This is a genomic window from Sodalis sp. dw_96 (assembly GCF_018449575.1).
GTDB lineage: Bacteria > Pseudomonadota > Gammaproteobacteria > Enterobacterales > Enterobacteriaceae > Acerihabitans.
The window spans coordinates 111,538-130,286 of sequence record NZ_JAAVUT010000002.1 but is presented as its reverse complement, the minus strand read 5'-3'; the positions used below and the strand labels follow the sequence as shown (position 1 = coordinate 130,286).

Sequence of the window (18,749 nt, the reverse complement as noted above, 5' to 3'; positions counted from 1 at the left end):
ATAACGATTGCCGACAGCAAAGACAAAATATATTTAAATGTTCCAAAGTTATCTTGTGATATTGCACAAAAAATTTAATTTTTATTCGTAAAGTTGAGGTCCGCTATGGCGACAATCCCCTCCGGTTCGGTAAGCTGGTATAAAATTTTCCAGCGCGGACAAGACTATATGAAAACCTGGCCGACCGACAAACGCCTGGCGCCGCTTTTCCCGGAAAACCGCATGATCACCGCCACCCGTTTCGCCGTGCGGTTTATGCCGGCGGTGGCCGTCTTCACCCTGAGCTGGCAAATTGCCCTCGGCGGTCAGCTCGGCCCCGCGGTGGCGACCGCCATTTTCGCCTGCAGCCTGCCGATGCAGGGGCTTTGGTGGCTGGGCAAGCGCTCGGTCACTCCGCTGCCGCCGACCCTGCTGCACTGGTTCCACGAAGTGCGCCACCAATTGACCGAAGCCGGGCAGGCCATGGCACCGGTGGAGGGCACGCCTACCTACCAGATGCTGGCGGATGTTCTCAAGCGGGCCTTCAAGCTGCTCGACAAAGCCTTTCTGGACGATTTATAAGCGTACCGCGCCCGCCGACGTATGCGGCGGGCCGATATTTCATCATCGGCTGTTTTAAATCAAAAAAAAGCACCGGCTTCAGATACCGTCACCGCCTGCAGTATGACATGCTAACGGCGGGATAGTTTCGGCGATATAAAGCACAAAATCAGGAGTGGATGATGGAGATGACAAACGCCCAACGGCTTATTCTGTCGAACCAGTATAAAATCATGATCATGCTGGATCCGGACAATGCCGAGCGTTACCGCCGCCAGCAGACCATTGTGGAACGCGGATACGGCTTGCAGATGGCAGAATTGGATCGGGATTTTGGCCAATTAAGCGAAGATGTCTGCCGCACGATTATCGATATTATGGAAATGCATCATGCCCTGCAGGTGTCCTGGGGCAATTTGAAGGAGCGCCAGGATATTGATGAACGGCGCTTATCCTTCCTGGGTTTCGATGCCGCCACGGAATCCCGTTACTTGGCTTATGTCCGCTTTATGGTCTTTACCGAGGGACGCTACACGCACTTCGATTCCGGTACGCATGGATTTAATGCCCAAACCAAAATGTGGGATAAATACCTGCGCATGCTCGCCGTTTGGCAGTCCTGCCCGCGTCAATACCATTTGAGCGCGGTTGAAATTACGCAAATCATTAATGCCTGAAGGCCTAATCCGGAGATATGCCAGTGCTTTGTAGAGGTTTTTTGTTTGACCTTGATGGAACCTTGATTGATTCATTACCGGTGGTGGAATTAGCCTGGAGTAATTGGGCTAAAAGCAAAGGTGTGCCGGTTGAGGACGTTTTTAATTTTATCCATGGTAAACAGGCCATTTTTTCATTGCGCCATTTCATGCCGGGCGCCAGTGAACAGACGCTGCGGGCTGAATTCCTCGCCCTGGAAAAATTTGAATCGGAGTGTACCGACGGCGTGACGGCGTTGCCCGGCGCGGTGGCGCTGCTCAATCGCCTGAATGAACTGGATATTCCCTGGGCCATCGTGACATCGGGAACGATGCCGGTGGCCTCCGCCCGGATACGGGCCGGCAATCTGCCGGCGCCGGCGGCGCTTATCACCGCCGAGCAGGTGGCGCGGGGTAAACCCCAGCCGGATGCCTACCTGCTGGGAGCGGATAAGCTGGGATTCGCGCCCCATGACTGTATTGTGGTGGAAGACGCCATCGCCGGTATACAGGCCGCGCTCGCCGCCGGTTGCCCGGTGATAGCGGTTAACCCGCCGGACCACACGCCGCAGAAGGACGCCGTGGGCATGGTGCTCACTTCCCTTGAACAATTGCGCATCGACCGTGACGCCGACGGCGCCAGGGTCAGCTTAAGATAACCTGCCTGAGCGCCTCATGGCACGGCCAGCTGTCACCGATCGTGCAACGAGCCTGTTAAAGGGAGAGCGCGCTGATGGGGTCGAAGCGGGCGTGGTTTTTCCGCCCGCCGGAGTGCCCCACAGCACGCTAGGCCCGCCATCACCAATCGTGCAACGAGCCTGTTAAAGGGAGAGCGCGCTGATGGGATCGAAGCGGGCGTGGTTTTTCCGCCCGCTGGAGTGCCCCACAGCACGCTAGGCCCGCTATCACCAATCGTGCAACTAGCCTGTTAAAGGGGAGGCGCCCTTACAGCGGCGAATCATGGTTGCTGATTTCGTCCAACGACAGGCTGAAGCTCGGGATAAACACCGTCATAAAATACTCCATCTCCGGGCTGTTGCGCTCTTCGAGGGTTTTTTCCAGCCGCGCCATGGCCGGGGTGAACTCATTGTTGCCGGCGGAAATCTCCTCCAGGCATTTCAGGTAGGCGCACAGAGTATCCGCCTGCTTCACCACCGCTTTCTCCTCCGGCGCATAGGACTGCTCGTCAATCAGCGGCCGGAAATCCTCCCGCAGCTCTTCCGGCAACATCTCAATCAGCTTTTGCTGGGCAATTTTTTCGATGTTTTTGTACTCATGGGCGATTTGCGCATTGAAGTACTTAATCGGCGTCGGCATATCGCCGGTGAGCACTTCGCTGGTATCATGATACATGGCCAGCAATGCGATACGTTCAGCATTCAGCCGGCCGTCGAACCTGCGGTTTTTAATCACCGCCAGGGCGTGGGCCACAAACGCCACCTGCAGGCTGTGTTCGGACACATTTTCGGTACGGATGTTGCGCATTAACGGCCAACGATTAATCAGCTTCAACCGGGACAAATGGGCAAAAAAATGGCTCTGGTTCATAACTCACTCTTATTGCTGATGATATTTCTGCAAAAAACGACTGAATTTGCCGATGGCGGTTTCAAGAATATCCACTCGCGGCAGCGTAACGATCCGCAAATGATCGGGCCACGGCCAGTTAAACGCGCTGCCCTGCACCAGCAGCACCTTCTCTTCCAACAGCAAATCCAACACCAATTTCTGATCGTCGAGGATATTGAAACGACGGGCATCGATACGCGGAAACATATAAAGCGCACCGCTGGGTTTGACGCAGGAGACGCCGGGAATATCGTTAATCAGTTCCCAGGCGCGGTTGCGCTGTTCGTATAACCTTCCCCCCGGCATGATAAATTCGCTGATGCTCTGGTAACCTCCCAGCGCGGTTTGGATGGCATGCTGCATCGGCACATTGGCGCATAAACGCATTGACGCCAGCATTTCCAGTCCTTCAATATAGCCTTTGGCCTGTTTTTTCGGTCCGTTCAGCACCATCCAGCCCTGGCGAAAACCGGCGACACGATAGGTCTTGGACAGGCCGTTAAAGGTCAGGGTAAGCAAATCGGGCGCCAGGGCGGCTATAGAATGATGCTGCGCCTCGTCATAGAGTATTTTGTCATAGATTTCGTCCGAGAAGATAATCAGGTTATGTTGGCGGGCTATCTCCACCAACTCCAACAGCATCTCCTTACTGTAGACCGCCCCGGTGGGGTTATTAGGATTGATGATCACCAGTCCCCGGGTGCGCGGCGTAATTTTTTTACGAATATCGTCCAGATCCGGGAACCAGCCGGCGCCTTCGTCACAGAGATAATGCACGGCGTTACCGCCGGACAGCACCACCGACGCGGTCCATAACGGATAATCCGGCGCGGGTATCAGCATCTCGTCGCCGGTATTGAGCAGCGCCTGCATTGATTGCAATATTAACTCGGATACCCCGTTGCCGATATAAACGTCCTCAACGGTAATATCCAGCATATTACGCGCTTGATAATGCTGCATGATGGCTTTACGGGCCGAATAAAGGCCCTTCGAATCACAATAACCCTGCGAGGTGGGCAAATGGCGAATCACATCTACTAAAATTTCATCTGGAGCCTCGAATCCGAACGGGGCGGGGTTGCCGATATTTAGCTTAAGAACTTTATTACCTTCTTCTTCGAGACGCTTGGCTTCTTTGAGCACCGGGCCACGAATGTCGTAACAAACATTTTCTAATTTGCTGGATTTTTCAACGCTAGTACTCACGATATTATGCCTTATGCAGGGAAAACGTATTCCAACCCGGAAATCACGCATTCTGCATAATGTACTCCACTGGTTTGCCCTTTAGAAGGTTTCACGGCGGCATTCGCGGTTAAGTTCAGGCTGAGAGGAGTAAGGCAATATGGGATTTTCCCGTTGCTGTCGCAGGCAGAAAAAAATACCGTAAAAATAGTAATGTTAAATATTTTATGCTGATGAAATAATCTTTACATTACGCTTAGTTTCACGGTTTGAGTATTTTATATACTAATGACGGCTAATAGGGTCTACTCTGATAAAAGAGGTCGGTTGGCGACCGGTCTAGTTACCAGCGGTTAAGATGTTAAGAAAAATTGCGTAAATATCCCTTTCGCATTCCTTTTAGCGTAAGTGGGCGTGGATGAAGCCAAGTAGCATGATACTTATCACACTTTTCACCCAAGCAAAGTATCTCTACTTCATCGGCTTGTGAGCACTTTCCCATTGAAAATTAAAGGTCAACTTTTGATGCTTACAAATTATTGTTGTTTCGTTTAAGGTGGCTATTTATGGTATACATTTACCGGTAAGAAAATTTTGGTATGAGTTATATTTTGATCGTAGAAACAATAGTTAAGAAAAATTTATGTAAATAAAGCAGGTTGAGATAAAAAAATACGACCTAGCCACTAATATTCAACATTTGTAATTGAAGTGAGCGTGCCATTTAATTAATTACATTTAAGTTTTAGTTTACTGTTAAGCCTTTCTTTGTTTTACATTTAGCTGTATGCAGATGATATCCTTGTGAAATTTAGCCCTTTATCCGTTGTGGGCGCTAGGTTTCAACGATACTAGCCACTATTTATATAAGTATGAGCTTTGCCTGTAAAACGCAAAGTCCCTGCAAGATTTAAGTGCGTATCGGCTATGGAAACGACTGACAATGTTGTCGTTGAGGTACGTGGGGGATACCTGCATACGGTTATAGCTTGGAAATGCGATTTTTAGAAACGCCAGGGTAGTAGTGTGTAATTAGAATTCAAAAGTGAAGACAATATTATGACCAATGCAAATCGTCCAGTGCTCAATCTAGATCTTGATTTATTGAGAACGTTTGTTGCCGTCGCTGATCTTAACACCTTTGCGGCCGCAGCAGCTTCAGTATGCCGAACACAATCGGCTGTAAGCCAGCAAATGCAACGATTAGAACAGCTTGTCGGAAAAGAATTGTTTGCCCGTCATGGTCGAAACAAGCTTTTGACCGAACACGGAATTCAATTGCTTGGTTATGCCAGGAAAATTTTGCTTTACAACGACGAAGCATGCACGTCCCTCATGTACAGCAACATCCAGGGCTCGCTGACAATCGGCGCATCTGATGATACGGCTGACTCCATACTGCCGTTCCTGCTCAGTAGGGTCACCAGGATTTACCCGAAACTGTCCATTGATGTCTGTGTCAAACGTAGTCCTCTCATGCAGGAAATGCTGAACAGCGGGGAAGTGGATTTGGCTATCACCACGCTGGGCGAGGGAAAACATCCCCATGTCACCCTGCGGACTTCCCCCACCCTGTGGTATTGCGCCGCCGATTACCGTTTCAGTCCCGGCGATGTGATACCGCTGGTGGTTTCCGATGAACCCAGTCCGTTTCGAACGCAGGCCATTGAGTTTCTACAGGAAGCGGGTATTCCATGGCGTATCGCATACAGTGCGTCCACCTTGGCGGCTATTCGCGCTGCGGTTAAAGCGGGTCTCGGGGTTACCGCCAGGCCGGTGGAAATGATGAGTTCGGATCTCCGGGTCCTCGGGCAAAGCGACGGATTGCCGGTACTGCCGGATACGCAGTATGTTCTGTGTAAAAATCCTCAATGTGAAAACGAGTTGGCCATGGCGATTTTCAGCGCCATCAACTCCGGTAACGGCTCCTATAGTCCGGTATTTCCGCGCGCCGCGGATGGGGAGGGAGAAGGTGAAAGCTTCACCGTCAAAGACGAATAATCGTGAGATATAGCTGATTAAGCCCCTGATTAAAGGGGCTTAATTTTTTAAAAGTTCTTAAAAAGGTAATTATATAAAATTATTAAATTGAAGCTCTTATAAATATCGATTTTAGTCTCTCCACTTTCCCCCGCGCCATTACGGTGCCGCGTTTTCATTCGCCGACAATGTTAAGCAGTGCTTTATCCATGAATATCAAAATCAAAACGCCGTTTCTGTAAAAAAAATCGTTGCGAGGCGCACATAAAGTGCAACTTTTACCGTCAAAAGTTGCAAAATTGTGTCCTGGATCATATTTTGCCCTTACCAAAAACACGGAATAACATGATTTCCCGCGAAAATGGTATAGTGTCTTCCAGGTTATCTCGTTACCAGATGAGTTTGTTGGACCGTTCTCATCGTTAACTGACACGATTAAGCGACTAACTTACGCATCAAATGTTAATAAGATATTGCATGTGTAAATTACTATGAAGTTTCCTTTGTCCAAGTTGACAGAAGGTTATGCAAAGGAGTAAAAACCCCACATAATGACTGTGTTTGCCGGTGGCTGCAGTGCACTATGCGGTTTTTTTAATCCTTCCCATGAATCGATGTGGTGAGTCGAACTGCCGTTAAAGAGCAGGCTGCAAACGCCACTTTTGATGAGTAAGCAAAGAGAATGTCAATAACCACTGAAGTCACCGCCCATTATTGGGCACTCGCCGTGTTTTTCGTTGGCGCCGCCGGTCTCTGCTGCTTCATGTTATCCGGCGGTTATCTCCTGGGCGGAAAAGCCCATGCCCGTTCGAAAAATGTCCCGTTTGAATCCGGTATCGATCCCGTTGGAACCGCAAGATTGCGGCTTTCGGCCAAATATTACCTGGTTGCCATGTTTTTCGTCATTTTCGACGTGGAAGCATTGTATCTATACGCCTGGTCGACTTCTATCCGCGAAGTGGGGTGGGGCGGCTTTTGCGAAGCAGCCGTTTTCATTTTAGTGTTGTTGGCGGGATTGGTTTACCTGGTGCGGATTGGCGCGCTGGATTGGACGCCCGAACGTTCCCTGCGTCTGCGCCGGTCCGGCCACATCGCCGAAAACCAACGTCGACAGCCGTAACAGCGAGGCAAAGAAATGGATTATACACTTACCCGAGCTAATCCGGACGATAACGAAGACGGTAACAGCGGAAATGACCGCTATCCGCTGCAAAAACAGGAAATCGTCGCCGATCCCTGGGATGGGCAGGTAAATCGCAGCGTCTTTCTCGGCAAGCTTGAAACCGCGTTGCATAACGCGGTGAATTGGGGTCGCGGCAACTCTCTTTGGCCCTATAACTTCGGTCTTTCTTGCTGTTACGTTGAAATGACCACCTCTTTCACCGCGGTGCACGATGTGGCGCGCTTCGGTTCCGAGGTTATCCGCGCCTCACCGCGCCAGGCGGATTTCATGGTCATCGCCGGCACACCTTTCACCAAAATGGCCCCGGTTATCCAGCGCCTGTATGATCAGATGCTTGAGCCGAAATGGGTGATTTCCATGGGTGCCTGCGCGAATTCCGGCGGCATGTATGACATTTATTCGGTGGTGCAGGGCGTGGACAAATTCCTGCCGGTGGATGTGTATATTCCCGGTTGTCCTCCGCGTCCCGAAGCTTATATCCAGGCATTGCTGCTGTTGAAGGAATCTATCGGCAAGGAGCGGCGGCCCTTATCTTGGGTGGTGGGCGACCAAGGGGTCTATCGCGCCAATATGCAGTCGGAACGCGATCGCAAGCAGGGTGAACGAATCGCGGTAACCAACCTGCGTTCCCCCGACGAAATTTAGTTTTAAAGCGCGAAGCAACCAGACATTTGTCGGCCATAATCAGTTAACGCGCTCAATGGCATGACGCCGGTACAGCCTTAATTTGGTGAAAAAAACTATGACAGAGTTGATGACGCAAAACCTCGCCCAGCCGGCCTGGCAAACTCGCGATCACCTTGATGATCCGGTTATCGGCGAATTGCGTGACCGTTTCGGCCCGGATGCCTTCACAGTACAGCCCACCCGTACGGGCATTCCGGTGGTATGGGCCAAGCGCGAGCAGATTCTCGACGTCCTGCTGTTCCTGAAAAAACTGCCGAAGCCCTATGTGATGCTATACGATCTGCATGGGGTGGACGAGCGTTTGCGTTCTCATCGCGAAGGCTTGCCGGCGGCGGACTTCACCGTGTTTTATCACCTGATTTCCATCGAACGGAACCGGGACGTCATGCTCAAGGTGGCGTTGTCGGAAAGCGACATGCATCTGCCCACCGTCACCAAAATTTTCCCCAACGCCAATTGGTACGAACGTGAAACCTGGGAGATGTTCGGCATGACCTTCGACGGCCATCCCCATTTGACCCGGATCATGATGCCTAAAAGCTGGCAAGGCCATCCGCTGCGCAAAGATTATCCCGCGCGGGCCACCGAATTCGATCCCTTCACGCTCACCAAGCAGAAGCAGGACTTGGAAATGGAAGGACTGACCTTCAAACCCGAGGATTGGGGCATGAAGCGCAGCCGCGAGAACGAAGACTTCATGTTTTTGAATCTCGGTCCTAACCATCCCTCGGCGCACGGGGCGTTTCGTATTATTTTGCAGCTGGACGGCGAAGAGATTGTCGACTGTGTCCCCGATATCGGTTATCACCACCGCGGCGCGGAAAAGATGGGCGAGCGGCAATCCTGGCACAGTTATATCCCCTATACCGATCGGGTTGAATACCTGGGGGGATGCGTCAATGAAATGCCTTACGTGCTGGCGGTGGAAAAACTGGCCGGTATCGTGGTCCCGGACCGGGTAAACGTGATTCGCGTGATGCTCTCCGAGCTGTTTCGCATCAATAGCCACCTGCTGTACATCAGCACCTACATTCAGGATATCGGCGGTATGACGCCGGTATTCCTGGCCTTTACCGATCGCCAGAAAATCTATGACGTGGTGGAAGCCATTACCGGCTTTCGCATGCATCCGGCCTGGTTCCGCATCGGCGGCGTGGCCCACGATCTTCCCCGCGGCTGGGACGGATTGCTGCGTACTTTCCTCGAGTGGCTGCCCAAACGCCTCGATTCCTACGTGAAAGCGGCGCTGAAAAACAGCGTGCTGCGCGGACGGGCCGAGGGCGTCGCCGCTTATGGCGCCCAGGAAGCATTGGATTGGGGGGTGACCGGCGCTGCGCTGCGCGCCACCGGCATCTCCTTTGACGTGCGCAAATGGCGGCCCTATTCGGGGTATGAGAATTTTGATTTCGAAGTGCCGGTGGGCGACGGCATCAGCGACTGTTACAGCCGCGTCATGCTTAAGGTCGAGGAGATGCGCCAGAGCATGCGTATTCTTCAGCAGTGCCTGGATAATATGCCGGAAGGGCCGTTCAAGGCCGCTCATCCCCTGACCACGCCGCCGCCTAAAGAACGCACGTTGCAGCATATCGAGACGTTGATTACCCACTTTCTCCAGGTGTCCTGGGGACCGGTGATGCCGGCCAACGAGTCTTTCCAGATGATCGAGGCTACCAAGGGTATCAACAGCTATTACCTGACCAGCGACGGCAGCACCATGAGTTACCGGACCCGTATCCGCACGCCGAGTTTCCCGCATCTCCAGCAGATACCTTCGGTTATACGCGGCAGCCTGGTTTCCGATCTCATCGTTTATCTGGGCAGTATCGATTTTGTTATGTCAGATGTGGACCGCTAATTATGCCAGAATCTAAAGCCACCCATGAACAGACCGTTGCGTCCGGCCAGCCGGCCGCAGCCGAAGTTTTTGCGCTGAGCGCCCTTGAGCGTGATGCCATAGAACATGAAAAACAGCATTACGAAGATGCCCGCGCCGTTTCCATCGAAGCGCTGAAAATCGTGCAAAAGCAGCGCGGCTGGGTGCCGGACGGCGCCATTGACGCCATCGCCGAGGTGTTGGGCATCCCCGGCAGCGATGTGGAAGGGGTCGCCACCTTTTATAGTCAGATTTTCCGCCAGCCGGTGGGGCGGCATATTATCCGTTATTGCGACAGCGTGGTATGCCACATCACCGGTTATCAGGGCATTCAGGCCGCGTTGGAACAGTCCCTCAATATAAAACCGGGCCAGACCACCGGGGACGGGCGTTTTACTCTGCTGCCCACCTGCTGCCTGGGAAATTGCGATAAGGGGCCGACCATGATGATCGACGACGATACGCACGTTCATCTGACGCCGGAAGGTATCGGTTCGCTATTGGAGCAGTATCGATGACCAAACAGATTATACTTACTGCTGAAACGCATCCGCTGACCTGGCGCCTGCGGGACGATCAACAACCGGTCTGGCTGGACGAATACCGCGGCAAAAATGGTTATGCCGGCGCCCAAAAGGCCCTTAAAGGCATTTCCCCGGAAGATATCGTCGCCCTGGTGAAGGATTCCGGCCTGAAAGGGCGCGGCGGCGCCGGCTTTTCCACCGGGCTGAAATGGAGTCTGATGCCGAAAGACCCGTCCATGAATATCCGCTATTTGCTGTGCAATGCGGATGAAATGGAACCCGGCACCTATAAAGACCGGCTGCTGATGGAGCAACTGCCCCATCTGCTGGTGGAAGGCATGCTGATTGCCGCCTTCGCGCTGAAAGCCTACCGCGGGTATATCTTCCTGCGCGGTGAATATATCGAAGCGGCGGCGCACCTGCGCCGCGCCATCGCCGAGGCCACCGAAGCCGGTTATCTGGGCAAGAATATTCTCGGCAGCGGATTTGACTTCGAGTTGATGGTGCATACCGGCGCCGGCCGCTATATATGTGGGGAGGAAACCGCGCTGATAAGCTCGCTGGAAGGCCGCCGCGCAAATCCGCGTTCCAAACCGCCGTTCCCGGCCACCGCCGGAGCCTGGGGTAAACCCACTTGCGTCAATAACGTGGAAACCCTGTGCAACGTGCCGGCCATCGTGGCCGATGGGGTGGAGTGGTACAAAGGCATCACGGCGGGCAAAAGCAACGATACCGGCACCAAGATGATGGGCTTTTCCGGCCGGGTAAAAAATCCCGGCGTCTGGGAACTGCCCTTCGGCATCACGGCGCGGGAAATCCTGGAGGATTATGCCGGCGGCATGCGCGACGGCCTGACCTTGAAAGCCTGGCAGCCCGGCGGCGCCGGTACCGATTTTCTCACCGGGGATCACCTGGATCTGCCGATGGACTTCGAGCATATCGGTAAAGCGGGCAGTCGTCTGGGAACCGCGCTGGCCATGGCGGTGGATAATGAAATCAATATGGTTTCCCTGACGCGCAACCTGGAAGAATTTTTCGCCCGTGAATCCTGCGGCTGGTGTACGCCTTGCCGCGACGGCCTGCCCTGGAGCGTGAAGCTGCTGCAGGCGCTGGAAACCGGCCGGGGACAGCCGGGGGACATAGAAACCCTGGAGCAGCTTTGCCGTTTCCTCGGCCCGGGCAAGACTTTCTGCGCCCATGCTCCGGGTGCGGTTGAACCGTTGCAAAGCGCCATTAAATATTTCCGGGAAGAATTCGAAGCGGGAATTGCACCGCAGCATATCGGTAATACCCGTGCGATTGCCGGTGTACAGCCAAATTTGCTGAAAGCGCGTTGGTAACCCTGCAGTGGTTGTCCGCCGTCGGGCATGGGCGACCGCTGTTATGCACAAGACGCATTTTTGATTAACGCCCGCGGTTTTACGGGCCACACGGAAGCATGCTGACTATGGCTACCATTCATGTAGACGGCAAGGAATATGAGGTTAACGGGGCGGACAATCTGCTGCACGCTTGTCTCTCGCTGGGCCTTGATATTCCCTATTTTTGCTGGCATCCGGCGCTGGGCAGCGTCGGCGCTTGCCGCCAGTGCGCGGTCAAGCAATACCAAAACGCCGAAGACACCCGCGGCCGGCTGGTGATGTCCTGTATGACGCCGGCGTCGGACGGCACCTTTATTTCCATTGCCGATGACGAAGCGAAAAATTTCCGCCAAAGCGTGGTGGAGTGGTTGATGATCAATCATCCCCACGACTGCCCGGTATGCGAAGAGGGCGGTAACTGCCATTTGCAGGATATGACGGTGATGACCGGGCAGAATTTCCGCCGCTACCGTTTTACCAAACGGACCCATCGCAACCAGTATCTCGGACCGTTTATTTCCCATGAGATGAACCGCTGCATCGCCTGCTACCGATGCGTCCGTTACTATAAAGACTATGCCGACGGCACGGATCTCGGCGTCTATGGCGCCCATGACAACGTCTATTTCGGCCGTACCCAGGATGGGGCGCTGGAAAGCGAGTTCTCGGGCAATCTGGTGGAAGTTTGTCCCACCGGGGTGTTTACCGATAAAACCCATTCCGAACGTTACAACCGCAAATGGGATATGCAGTTCGCTCCCAGCGTCTGCCAGCAATGCAGCGTCGGCTGCAACACCAGCCCCGGGGAGCGTTACGGTGAACTGCGCCGCATTGAAAACCGCTTTAACGGCAGCGTGAATCACTATTTTCTCTGCGATCGCGGTCGTTTCGGCTACGGTTACGTCAATCTTAAGGACCGTCCCCGCCAGCCCCGGCAGCGTCGCGGCGAGGACTGGATCGCCCTGAACGCCGAACAGGCGATGCAAGGGGCCGCCGACGCGCTGCGGCAGGCCAAAAAAATGATCGGCATCGGGTCGCCTCGAGCCAGCGTGGAGAGCAACTTCGCTCTACGCGAACTGGTGGGCGCCGCCAATTTTTATACCGGTGTCTCCGCCGCTGAACAGGGCCGGATGGCGCTGATGCTGCGGATATTGCGCGACGGCGGTATCCGCACCCCGGCCCTGCGGGAAATCGAGGGTTACGATGCGGTGTTGATATTGGGTGAAGACCTGACCCAGACCGGCGCCCGTATCGCCCTGGCGGTTCGCCAGGCGGTCAAGGGCAAGTCGCGGGAAATGGCCGCGGCGCAAAAAATCTCGGACTGGCAGATTGCCGCCATTGAAACCATCGGTCAACGCGCCGGTTATCCTTTGTTTGTCACCAATGTCGATAGCACCAGGCTCGACGATCTTTCCGCCTGGACCTATTGCGCTCCGGTGGAGGATCAGGCCCGTCTTGGTTTCGCCATCGCGCATGCCCTGGATGACGGCGCGCCGGCGGTGACGGACCTGGCCGACGAGGTGAAAGATAAACTGGATGTGGTGGTGCAGGCCTTGGCCGGCGCCCGTAAGCCGCTGATTATTTCCGGCGGCGGAGCAGGCAGCGAAGCGGTGATTGCCGCCGCCGCCAACGTTGCCCAGGCGTTGAAAGGCCGCGGCGCCGATGTCGGTATAACCTTTGTCGCGCCGAGCGCCAACAGCATGGGGCTGGCGATGATGGGCGGCGGTTCTCTTGACGATGCGCTGGAACAGTTGGAAAGCGGCGCGGCGGACAGCGTTATCGTGCTGGAAAACGATCTCTATCGCCATGGCTCGGCCCCGCGTATCGATGCCGCATTGGCGAAAGCCATTAACCTGATTGTGGTGGACCATCAGCATACCGCCATTATGGATAAAGCCGATCTGATCCTGCCGGCGGCCAGCTTTGCCGAAAGCGACGGCACGCTGGTGAACCAGGAAGGCCGGGCGCAGCGTTTCTTCCAGGTGTTCGATCCGGCGTATTATGATAGCCAGACAGTGATGCTGGAAAGCTGGCGCTGGCTGCACTCGCTGCATTCCACCTACCTGAATCGCCACGTGGACTGGACTCAGTTTGACCATATCATCGCCGCCTGCGCCGAGGCGCTGCCGCAATTGGCAGGCATCGTCCAGGCCGCGCCGAACGCCGGCTTTCGCGTCAGCGGCCAGAAACTGGCCCGCGAACCCCACCGCTACAGCGGGCGGACCGCCATGCGCGCCAACATCAGCGTGCACGAACCCCGCCAGCCGCAGGACCAGGACACCATGTTCGCCTTCTCCATGGAAGGAAACAGCAGTCCGCAGGGCCTCAGTAAACAGGTGGCTTTCGCCTGGGCGCCGGGCTGGAACTCCCCGCAGGCCTGGAACAAGTTCCAGGATGAAGTGGGCGGACATTTGCGAAACGGCGATCCCGGCGTTCGGTTGCTGGAACCCGGTGACGGCAGCCTGGCTTACTTCACCGCCATCCCGGCGGCCTTTTCCCCGCTATCGGACGGACGGTGGCGTATCGCCCCGTATTATCATCTGTTCGGCAGTGAGGAAACCTCACAGCGCGCGGCGGTTATCCAGGAGCGGATGCCTGCGCCTTATGTGGCGGTCAACCGACGGGACGCCGAGCGGCTGGGGGTCAACAGCGGCACGCTGTTGGAGTTTACCTGCGCCGGCCAATCGGTGCGGCTGCCGGTGAGATTCAGCGAGGGCTTGACCGTCGGTCAGATCGGTCTGCCGCTGGGTTTACCGGGCATTCCGCCGGTGTGGCTGGGGCAAACCGTTGACAATCTGCGGGAGGCCGCATTATGAGTTGGTTAACATCGGATGTGATTGACGCCATTATTGCCGTGCTGAAAGCGATTGTCATTTTGCTGGTGGTGGTGTCCTGCGGTGCGTTCATGAGCTTTGGCGAACGCCGTCTGCTGGGGTTGTTCCAGAACCGTTACGGACCAAACCGGGTAGGGTGGGGCGGTTCGCTCCAGCTGGTGGCGGACATGGTGAAGATGTTCTTTAAAGAGGACTGGATCCCGCCGTTCGCCGACCGGATGATATTCACCCTGGCGCCGGTGATCGCCTTTACCGCGCTGCTGCTCTCCTTCGCCATCGTACCGGTGAGTTCCAGCTGGGTGGTGGCGGATCTCAACATCGGCGTGCTGTTCTTTCTGATGATGGGTGGTCTGGCGGTATACGCGGTGCTGTTCGCCGGCTGGTCGAGCAATAATAAATACTCCCTGCTGGGGGCCATGCGCGCCTCGGCGCAAACCCTGAGCTACGAAGTGTTCCTCGGGCTGTCGCTGATGGGCGTGGTGGCGCGGGCCGGATCCTTCAAGCTGGGGGATATCGTCGCTTCCCAGGCGCATTTGTGGAATATCATCCCGCAGTTCTTCGGTTTCGCCACCTTTGTGCTGGCCGGGATTGCGGTGTGCCACCGCCATCCCTTCGACCAGCCGGAGGCCGAACAGGAACTGGCCGACGGTTATCACATCGAATATTCCGGCATGAAATTCGGTCTGTTTTTTGTCGGGGAATACATCGGTATCGTGACGGTGTCGGCCCTGATAGTGACGCTGTTTTTTGGTGGCTGGCAGGGGCCGTTTTTACCCTCCTTTATTTGGTTCGCCATCAAGACCGCCTTTTTTATGATGATGTTCATCCTGATACGCGCGGCGCTGCCCCGTCCGCGTTATGACCAGGTGATGGCTTTCGGTTGGAAATTCTGTCTGCCGTTAACGCTGCTGAACCTGCTGGGAACAGCGGCGGTCATCTTGTACAACGCTCAATAGGGGGTGAAAAAACCATGACATTAAAAGAGCTGGTCTTTGGTTGCGGCACCCAGTTACGCAGTATCTGGATGATTGGCATGCAAGCGTTTAATAAACGCGAAACCCAGATGTATCCCGACGTGCCGGTGAATCCGCCGCCCCGTTTCCGCGGCCGCATCGTATTGACCCGGGATCCCGACGGCGAGGAGCGCTGTGTTGCCTGTAACCTGTGTGCCGTAGCCTGTCCCGTGGCCTGTATTTCGCTGCAGAAGGCGGAGACCGCCGATGGACGCTGGTATCCGGAATTTTTCCGTATTAACTTTTCCCGCTGCATTTTCTGTGGTTTGTGTGAAGAAGCCTGCCCCACCACGGCAATCCAGCTGACGCCGGATTTTGAAATGGGCGAGTACAGGCGGCAGGATTTAGTGTATGAGAAAGAAAATTTGCTGATTTCGGGGCCGGGTAAGTATCCGGAATATAATTTTTACCGGATGGCCGGCATGGCGATCGGTGGGAAAGATAAGGGCCAAGCGGAAAACGAAGCCAAACCCATCGACGTCAAAGGTTTGCTGCCCTAAGGAGTTAAGCATGGAAGTCGCTTTTTATGTAGCCGGTCTGGTGGCCATATTGGCCACGCTGCGGGTCATTACCCACACCCATCCGGTCCGCGCACTGCTGTATCTGATCGTGTCGCTGCTGGCCATTGCCTGCGTGTTTTTTACCCTTGGCGCGTATTTTGCCGGCGCGCTGGAAATTATTGTGTATGCCGGCGCCATCATGGTGCTGTTCGTGTTCGTGGTGATGATGCTTAATCTCGGGGCGTCCACGGCGCGCCAAGAGCGTGATTGGCTGACGCCCTCGGCCTGGATCGGACCGGGTATCCTGTCGCTGCTGCTGCTGTGGACCCTGATTCGGGGGATACACGGCGCCCCGGATCATGGCATCAGCGGCGAGATGATCAGTGCGAAAAACGTCGGTATCACGCTGTTCGGGCCTTATGTCCTGGCGGTGGAGCTGGCTTCCATGCTGCTGCTGGCCGGTTTGGTGGTGGCCTTCCATTTGGGACGTGAAGACCGTGAAATGGATGTCCAGGCCAAGGGGCCGAAACTTCCCGATGCCATAAAAAGAAAATCGGAGGAACAAGCATGATCCCGTTATCCCACGGACTCATTCTGGCCGCCATACTGTTTGTTCTCGGTTTGACGGGCATGCTTATCCGCCGCAACCTGCTGTTTATGCTGCTGGGGCTTGAAATCATGATCAACGCCTCCGCCCTGGCGTTTGTGGTGGCGGGCAGTTACTGGGGACAGGCCGACGGACAGGTGATGTATATTCTGGCCATCAGTCTTGGCGCGGCGGAGGCCAGTATCGGCCTGGCACTGTTGCTGCAGCTGCATCGTCGTCGCCAAAACCTGAACATTGATAAAGTCAGCGAGATGCACGGATGAACCTACTTTACTTAACCATTCTGTTCCCTTTGCTGGGATACCTGCTGCTGGCGTTTTCCCGGGGACGCTGGGGGGAAAACGCATCGGCCTTCGTGGGCGTCGGTACCATACTGCTGGCGGCGCTCACCACCCTCTGGGTCGCCATTGATTTCCTCGGTACCCGCAGCGGCGACACGGCGGTGTTCAATCAGCCGCTCTGGACCTGGATGTCGGTGGATAATTTTAATATCGCCGTGACCCTGAGCCTGGACGGCCTGTCACTTACCATGCTGTCGGTGGTCACCGGGGTCGGCTTCCTTATCCATCTGTTCGCCGCCTGGTATATGCGCGGTGAAGAGGGATACTCGCGTTTTTTTGCCTACACCAACCTGTTTATCGCCAGCATGGTGCTGCTGGTGCTGGCGGATAATCTGCTGCTGATGTATCTCGGTTGGGAAGGGGTGGGATTGTGCAGTTACCTGCTCATCGGTTTCTATTATACCGAATCGAAAAACGGCGCGGCGGCGATGAAAGCGTTTATCGTCACCCGCGTCGGCGACGTGCTGTTGGCCTTTGCCCTGTTTATCCTGTTTACCCAGTTGGGCACGCTGAATTTCCGTGAAATGGTGGTGCTTGCGCCGCAGCATATGGCGGCGGGTTCCACCGCCATCACCCTGGCAACCTTGATGCTGCTCGGGGGGGCGGTGGGTAAATCGGCTCAGCTGCCGTTACAGACCTGGCTGGCGGACGCCATGGCCGGTCCCACCCCGGTATCGGCGTTGATCCACGCCGCTACCATGGTGACCGCCGGGGTTTACCTGATTGCCCGGACCCATGGCCTGTTCCTGATGGCGCCGGAGGTCTTGCATCTGGTGGGCATCGTCGGCGCCATCACCCTGGTGCTGGCGGGATTCGCCGCCCTGGTGCAAACGGACATAAAGCGCGTTCTGGCCTATTCCACCATGAGCCAGATAGGCTACATGTTCCTGGCCCTGGGTGTTCATGCCTGGGATGCGGCCATTTTCCACCTGATGACCCACGCGTTTTTCAAAGCCTTGCTGTTCCTCTCATCGGGCTCGGTTATCCTGGCCTGTCACCACGAGCAGAATATTTTCAAGATGGGTGGGCTGCGTAAATCCATCCCGCTGGTCTACATCTGCTTTTTGGTGGGTGGCGCGGCGCTGTCGGCCCTCCCCATCGTCACCGCCGGTTTCTACAGTAAAGATGAAATCCTCTGGGGCGCCCTGCTGAACGGCAATAATAACCTGATGCTGGCGGGCCTGGTGGGGGCGTTCCTCACCTCCATTTACACATTCCGCATGATTTTTATCGTCTTTCACGGCAAAGAGCAGATCAAGGCCCATGCCGGCAAAGGCATCAGCCACCATCTGCCGCTGCTGGTGCTGCTGGTGCTCTCCACCTTTATCGGCGCGCTGATTACGCCGCCGCTGGCGGGGGTCCTGCCGGACATCCGTGCCGGCGAGGACGGCAAGATGGCGCTGGAAATCGTCTCCGGCGTGGTGGTCATCGCCGGTATTCTGATTGCCGCCTGGCTCTATCTCGGTCAGCGTCTGCTGGTGAAATCCATCGCCGCCAGCGCGCCGGGACGGTTGCTCACCCTGTGGTGGTTTAACGCCTGGGGGTTCGATTGGCTGTACGACAAAGTGTTTGTACAAACCTATCTGGGCATAGCCAGACTGCTGCAGCGGGATCCGCTGAATGCCTTGATGAATACCCCGGCGGTGTTGGCACGCTGGGGAGGTCGCGGCCTGACCCTGAGCGAAAACGGGCAGGTACGCTGGTATGCGGCATCGATGAGTTTAGGAGCCGTGATTGTCGTGGCGCTGCTGATATTAATCTGACGTTTATCCGTTAACGCTTCTCGGCAAACGGATGGTGTCTGACAAAATAACGGTGGTTACGACACGCGCGGAGCGGGGGAAGTACGGTTTC

At 55.3% G+C, this 18,749-nt stretch carries 17 protein-coding genes; 15 read left to right on the top strand and 2 right to left on the bottom strand.

Annotation, left to right across the window (positions count from 1 at the left end; genetic code table 11):
* Positions 1–105: 105 nt before the first annotated feature.
* The 3 genes from yfbV (at position 106) to HB631_RS03635 (ending at position 1,894) form a co-directional block, all read left to right on the top strand.
* Positions 106–561: a terminus macrodomain insulation protein YfbV gene (gene yfbV / locus HB631_RS03645; RefSeq protein ID WP_213989806.1), complete on the top strand. Its 456-nt coding sequence runs from the start codon at positions 106–108 to the stop codon at positions 559–561.
* Positions 562–722: 161 nt separating this feature from the next.
* Positions 723–1,217 (top strand): YfbU family protein, encoded by a 495-nt coding sequence (locus HB631_RS03640; protein WP_213990130.1) that lies wholly within the window; start codon positions 723–725, stop codon positions 1,215–1,217.
* Positions 1,218–1,240: 23 nt separating this feature from the next.
* Positions 1,241–1,894: a sugar phosphatase gene (locus HB631_RS03635; protein WP_213990129.1), complete on the top strand. Its 654-nt coding sequence runs from the start codon at positions 1,241–1,243 to the stop codon at positions 1,892–1,894.
* Between the two features lie 286 nt (positions 1,895–2,180).
* Here HB631_RS03635 and yfbR read toward each other — a convergent pair whose 3' ends face one another.
* Positions 2,181–2,783: a 5'-deoxynucleotidase gene (yfbR, locus tag HB631_RS03630; RefSeq protein ID WP_213989805.1), complete on the bottom strand. Its 603-nt coding sequence runs from the start codon at positions 2,781–2,783 to the stop codon at positions 2,181–2,183.
* Positions 2,784–2,792: 9 nt separating this feature from the next.
* Positions 2,793–4,013 (bottom strand): aminotransferase class I/II-fold pyridoxal phosphate-dependent enzyme, encoded by a 1,221-nt coding sequence (locus tag HB631_RS03625; protein WP_213989804.1) that lies wholly within the window; start codon positions 4,011–4,013, stop codon positions 2,793–2,795.
* 1,038 nt (positions 4,014–5,051) lie between these two features.
* Here HB631_RS03625 and lrhA point away from each other — a divergent pair.
* The 12 genes from lrhA (at position 5,052) to nuoL (ending at position 18,658) form a co-directional block, all read left to right on the top strand.
* Positions 5,052–5,993 carry a transcriptional regulator LrhA gene (gene lrhA / locus HB631_RS03620; protein WP_213989803.1) on the top strand — a complete coding sequence of 314 codons (942 nt, stop codon included), beginning with the start codon at positions 5,052–5,054 and terminating at the stop codon, positions 5,991–5,993.
* A gap of 661 nt (positions 5,994–6,654) precedes the next feature.
* Positions 6,655–7,092, top strand: coding sequence for an NADH-quinone oxidoreductase subunit A (locus tag HB631_RS03615; RefSeq protein ID WP_213989802.1), 438 nt, complete (start codon positions 6,655–6,657; stop codon positions 7,090–7,092).
* A gap of 15 nt (positions 7,093–7,107) precedes the next feature.
* The gene (locus HB631_RS03610) at positions 7,108–7,800 is read left to right on the top strand and encodes an NADH-quinone oxidoreductase subunit B (protein ID WP_213989801.1); all 693 of its coding nucleotides are present in this window, start codon (positions 7,108–7,110) and stop codon (positions 7,798–7,800) included.
* Between the two features lie 85 nt (positions 7,801–7,885).
* Positions 7,886–9,697, top strand: coding sequence for an NADH-quinone oxidoreductase subunit C/D (nuoC, locus tag HB631_RS03605; protein ID WP_213989800.1), 1,812 nt, complete (start codon positions 7,886–7,888; stop codon positions 9,695–9,697).
* Between the two features lie 2 nt (positions 9,698–9,699).
* A complete protein-coding gene (gene nuoE, locus HB631_RS03600) occupies positions 9,700–10,233 on the top strand; it encodes an NADH-quinone oxidoreductase subunit NuoE (protein ID WP_255556799.1) in 534 nt (177 codons plus the stop codon).
* Entirely contained in the window at positions 10,230–11,579 is a 1,350-nt protein-coding gene (nuoF, locus tag HB631_RS03595; RefSeq protein WP_213989799.1) for an NADH-quinone oxidoreductase subunit NuoF, read from the top strand. The genes nuoE and nuoF overlap by 4 nt, the downstream gene beginning before the upstream one ends.
* A 107-nt stretch (positions 11,580–11,686) precedes the next feature.
* Positions 11,687–14,416 carry an NADH-quinone oxidoreductase subunit NuoG gene (gene nuoG / locus HB631_RS03590; RefSeq protein WP_213989798.1) on the top strand — a complete coding sequence of 910 codons (2,730 nt, stop codon included), beginning with the start codon at positions 11,687–11,689 and terminating at the stop codon, positions 14,414–14,416.
* Positions 14,413–15,390: an NADH-quinone oxidoreductase subunit NuoH gene (nuoH, locus tag HB631_RS03585; RefSeq protein WP_213989797.1), complete on the top strand. Its 978-nt coding sequence runs from the start codon at positions 14,413–14,415 to the stop codon at positions 15,388–15,390. The genes nuoG and nuoH overlap by 4 nt, the downstream gene beginning before the upstream one ends.
* Positions 15,391–15,404: 14 nt before the next feature.
* The gene (nuoI, locus tag HB631_RS03580) at positions 15,405–15,947 is read left to right on the top strand and encodes an NADH-quinone oxidoreductase subunit NuoI (RefSeq protein WP_213989796.1); all 543 of its coding nucleotides are present in this window, start codon (positions 15,405–15,407) and stop codon (positions 15,945–15,947) included.
* A gap of 10 nt (positions 15,948–15,957) precedes the next feature.
* The gene (gene nuoJ / locus HB631_RS03575; protein WP_213989795.1) at positions 15,958–16,518 is read left to right on the top strand and encodes an NADH-quinone oxidoreductase subunit J; all 561 of its coding nucleotides are present in this window, start codon (positions 15,958–15,960) and stop codon (positions 16,516–16,518) included.
* A complete protein-coding gene (gene nuoK, locus HB631_RS03570) occupies positions 16,515–16,817 on the top strand; it encodes an NADH-quinone oxidoreductase subunit NuoK (protein ID WP_132927240.1) in 303 nt (100 codons plus the stop codon). The genes nuoJ and nuoK overlap by 4 nt, the downstream gene beginning before the upstream one ends.
* A complete protein-coding gene (nuoL, locus tag HB631_RS03565) occupies positions 16,814–18,658 on the top strand; it encodes an NADH-quinone oxidoreductase subunit L (protein ID WP_213989794.1) in 1,845 nt (614 codons plus the stop codon). Before nuoK ends, nuoL begins: the two co-directional genes overlap by 4 nt.
* Positions 18,659–18,749 lie beyond the last annotated feature (91 nt).

Coding starts and splice junctions, on each gene's coding strand:
- nuoL (WP_213989794.1), top strand. CDS start 16,814: ATGAACCTACTTTACTTAACCATTCTGTTCCCTTTGCTGGGATACCTG.
- HB631_RS03640 (WP_213990130.1), top strand. CDS start 723: ATGGAGATGACAAACGCCCAACGGCTTATTCTGTCGAACCAGTATAAA.
- nuoG (WP_213989798.1), top strand. CDS start 11,687: ATGGCTACCATTCATGTAGACGGCAAGGAATATGAGGTTAACGGGGCG.
- lrhA (WP_213989803.1), top strand. CDS start 5,052: ATGACCAATGCAAATCGTCCAGTGCTCAATCTAGATCTTGATTTATTG.
- HB631_RS03615 (WP_213989802.1), top strand. CDS start 6,655: ATGTCAATAACCACTGAAGTCACCGCCCATTATTGGGCACTCGCCGTG.
- HB631_RS03610 (WP_213989801.1), top strand. CDS start 7,108: ATGGATTATACACTTACCCGAGCTAATCCGGACGATAACGAAGACGGT.
- nuoH (WP_213989797.1), top strand. CDS start 14,413: ATGAGTTGGTTAACATCGGATGTGATTGACGCCATTATTGCCGTGCTG.
- nuoE (WP_255556799.1), top strand. CDS start 9,700: ATGCCAGAATCTAAAGCCACCCATGAACAGACCGTTGCGTCCGGCCAG.
- nuoF (WP_213989799.1), top strand. CDS start 10,230: ATGACCAAACAGATTATACTTACTGCTGAAACGCATCCGCTGACCTGG.
- yfbR (WP_213989805.1), bottom strand. CDS start 2,783: ATGAACCAGAGCCATTTTTTTGCCCATTTGTCCCGGTTGAAGCTGATT.
- nuoJ (WP_213989795.1), top strand. CDS start 15,958: ATGGAAGTCGCTTTTTATGTAGCCGGTCTGGTGGCCATATTGGCCACG.
- yfbV (WP_213989806.1), top strand. CDS start 106: ATGGCGACAATCCCCTCCGGTTCGGTAAGCTGGTATAAAATTTTCCAG.
- nuoK (WP_132927240.1), top strand. CDS start 16,515: ATGATCCCGTTATCCCACGGACTCATTCTGGCCGCCATACTGTTTGTT.
- nuoI (WP_213989796.1), top strand. CDS start 15,405: ATGACATTAAAAGAGCTGGTCTTTGGTTGCGGCACCCAGTTACGCAGT.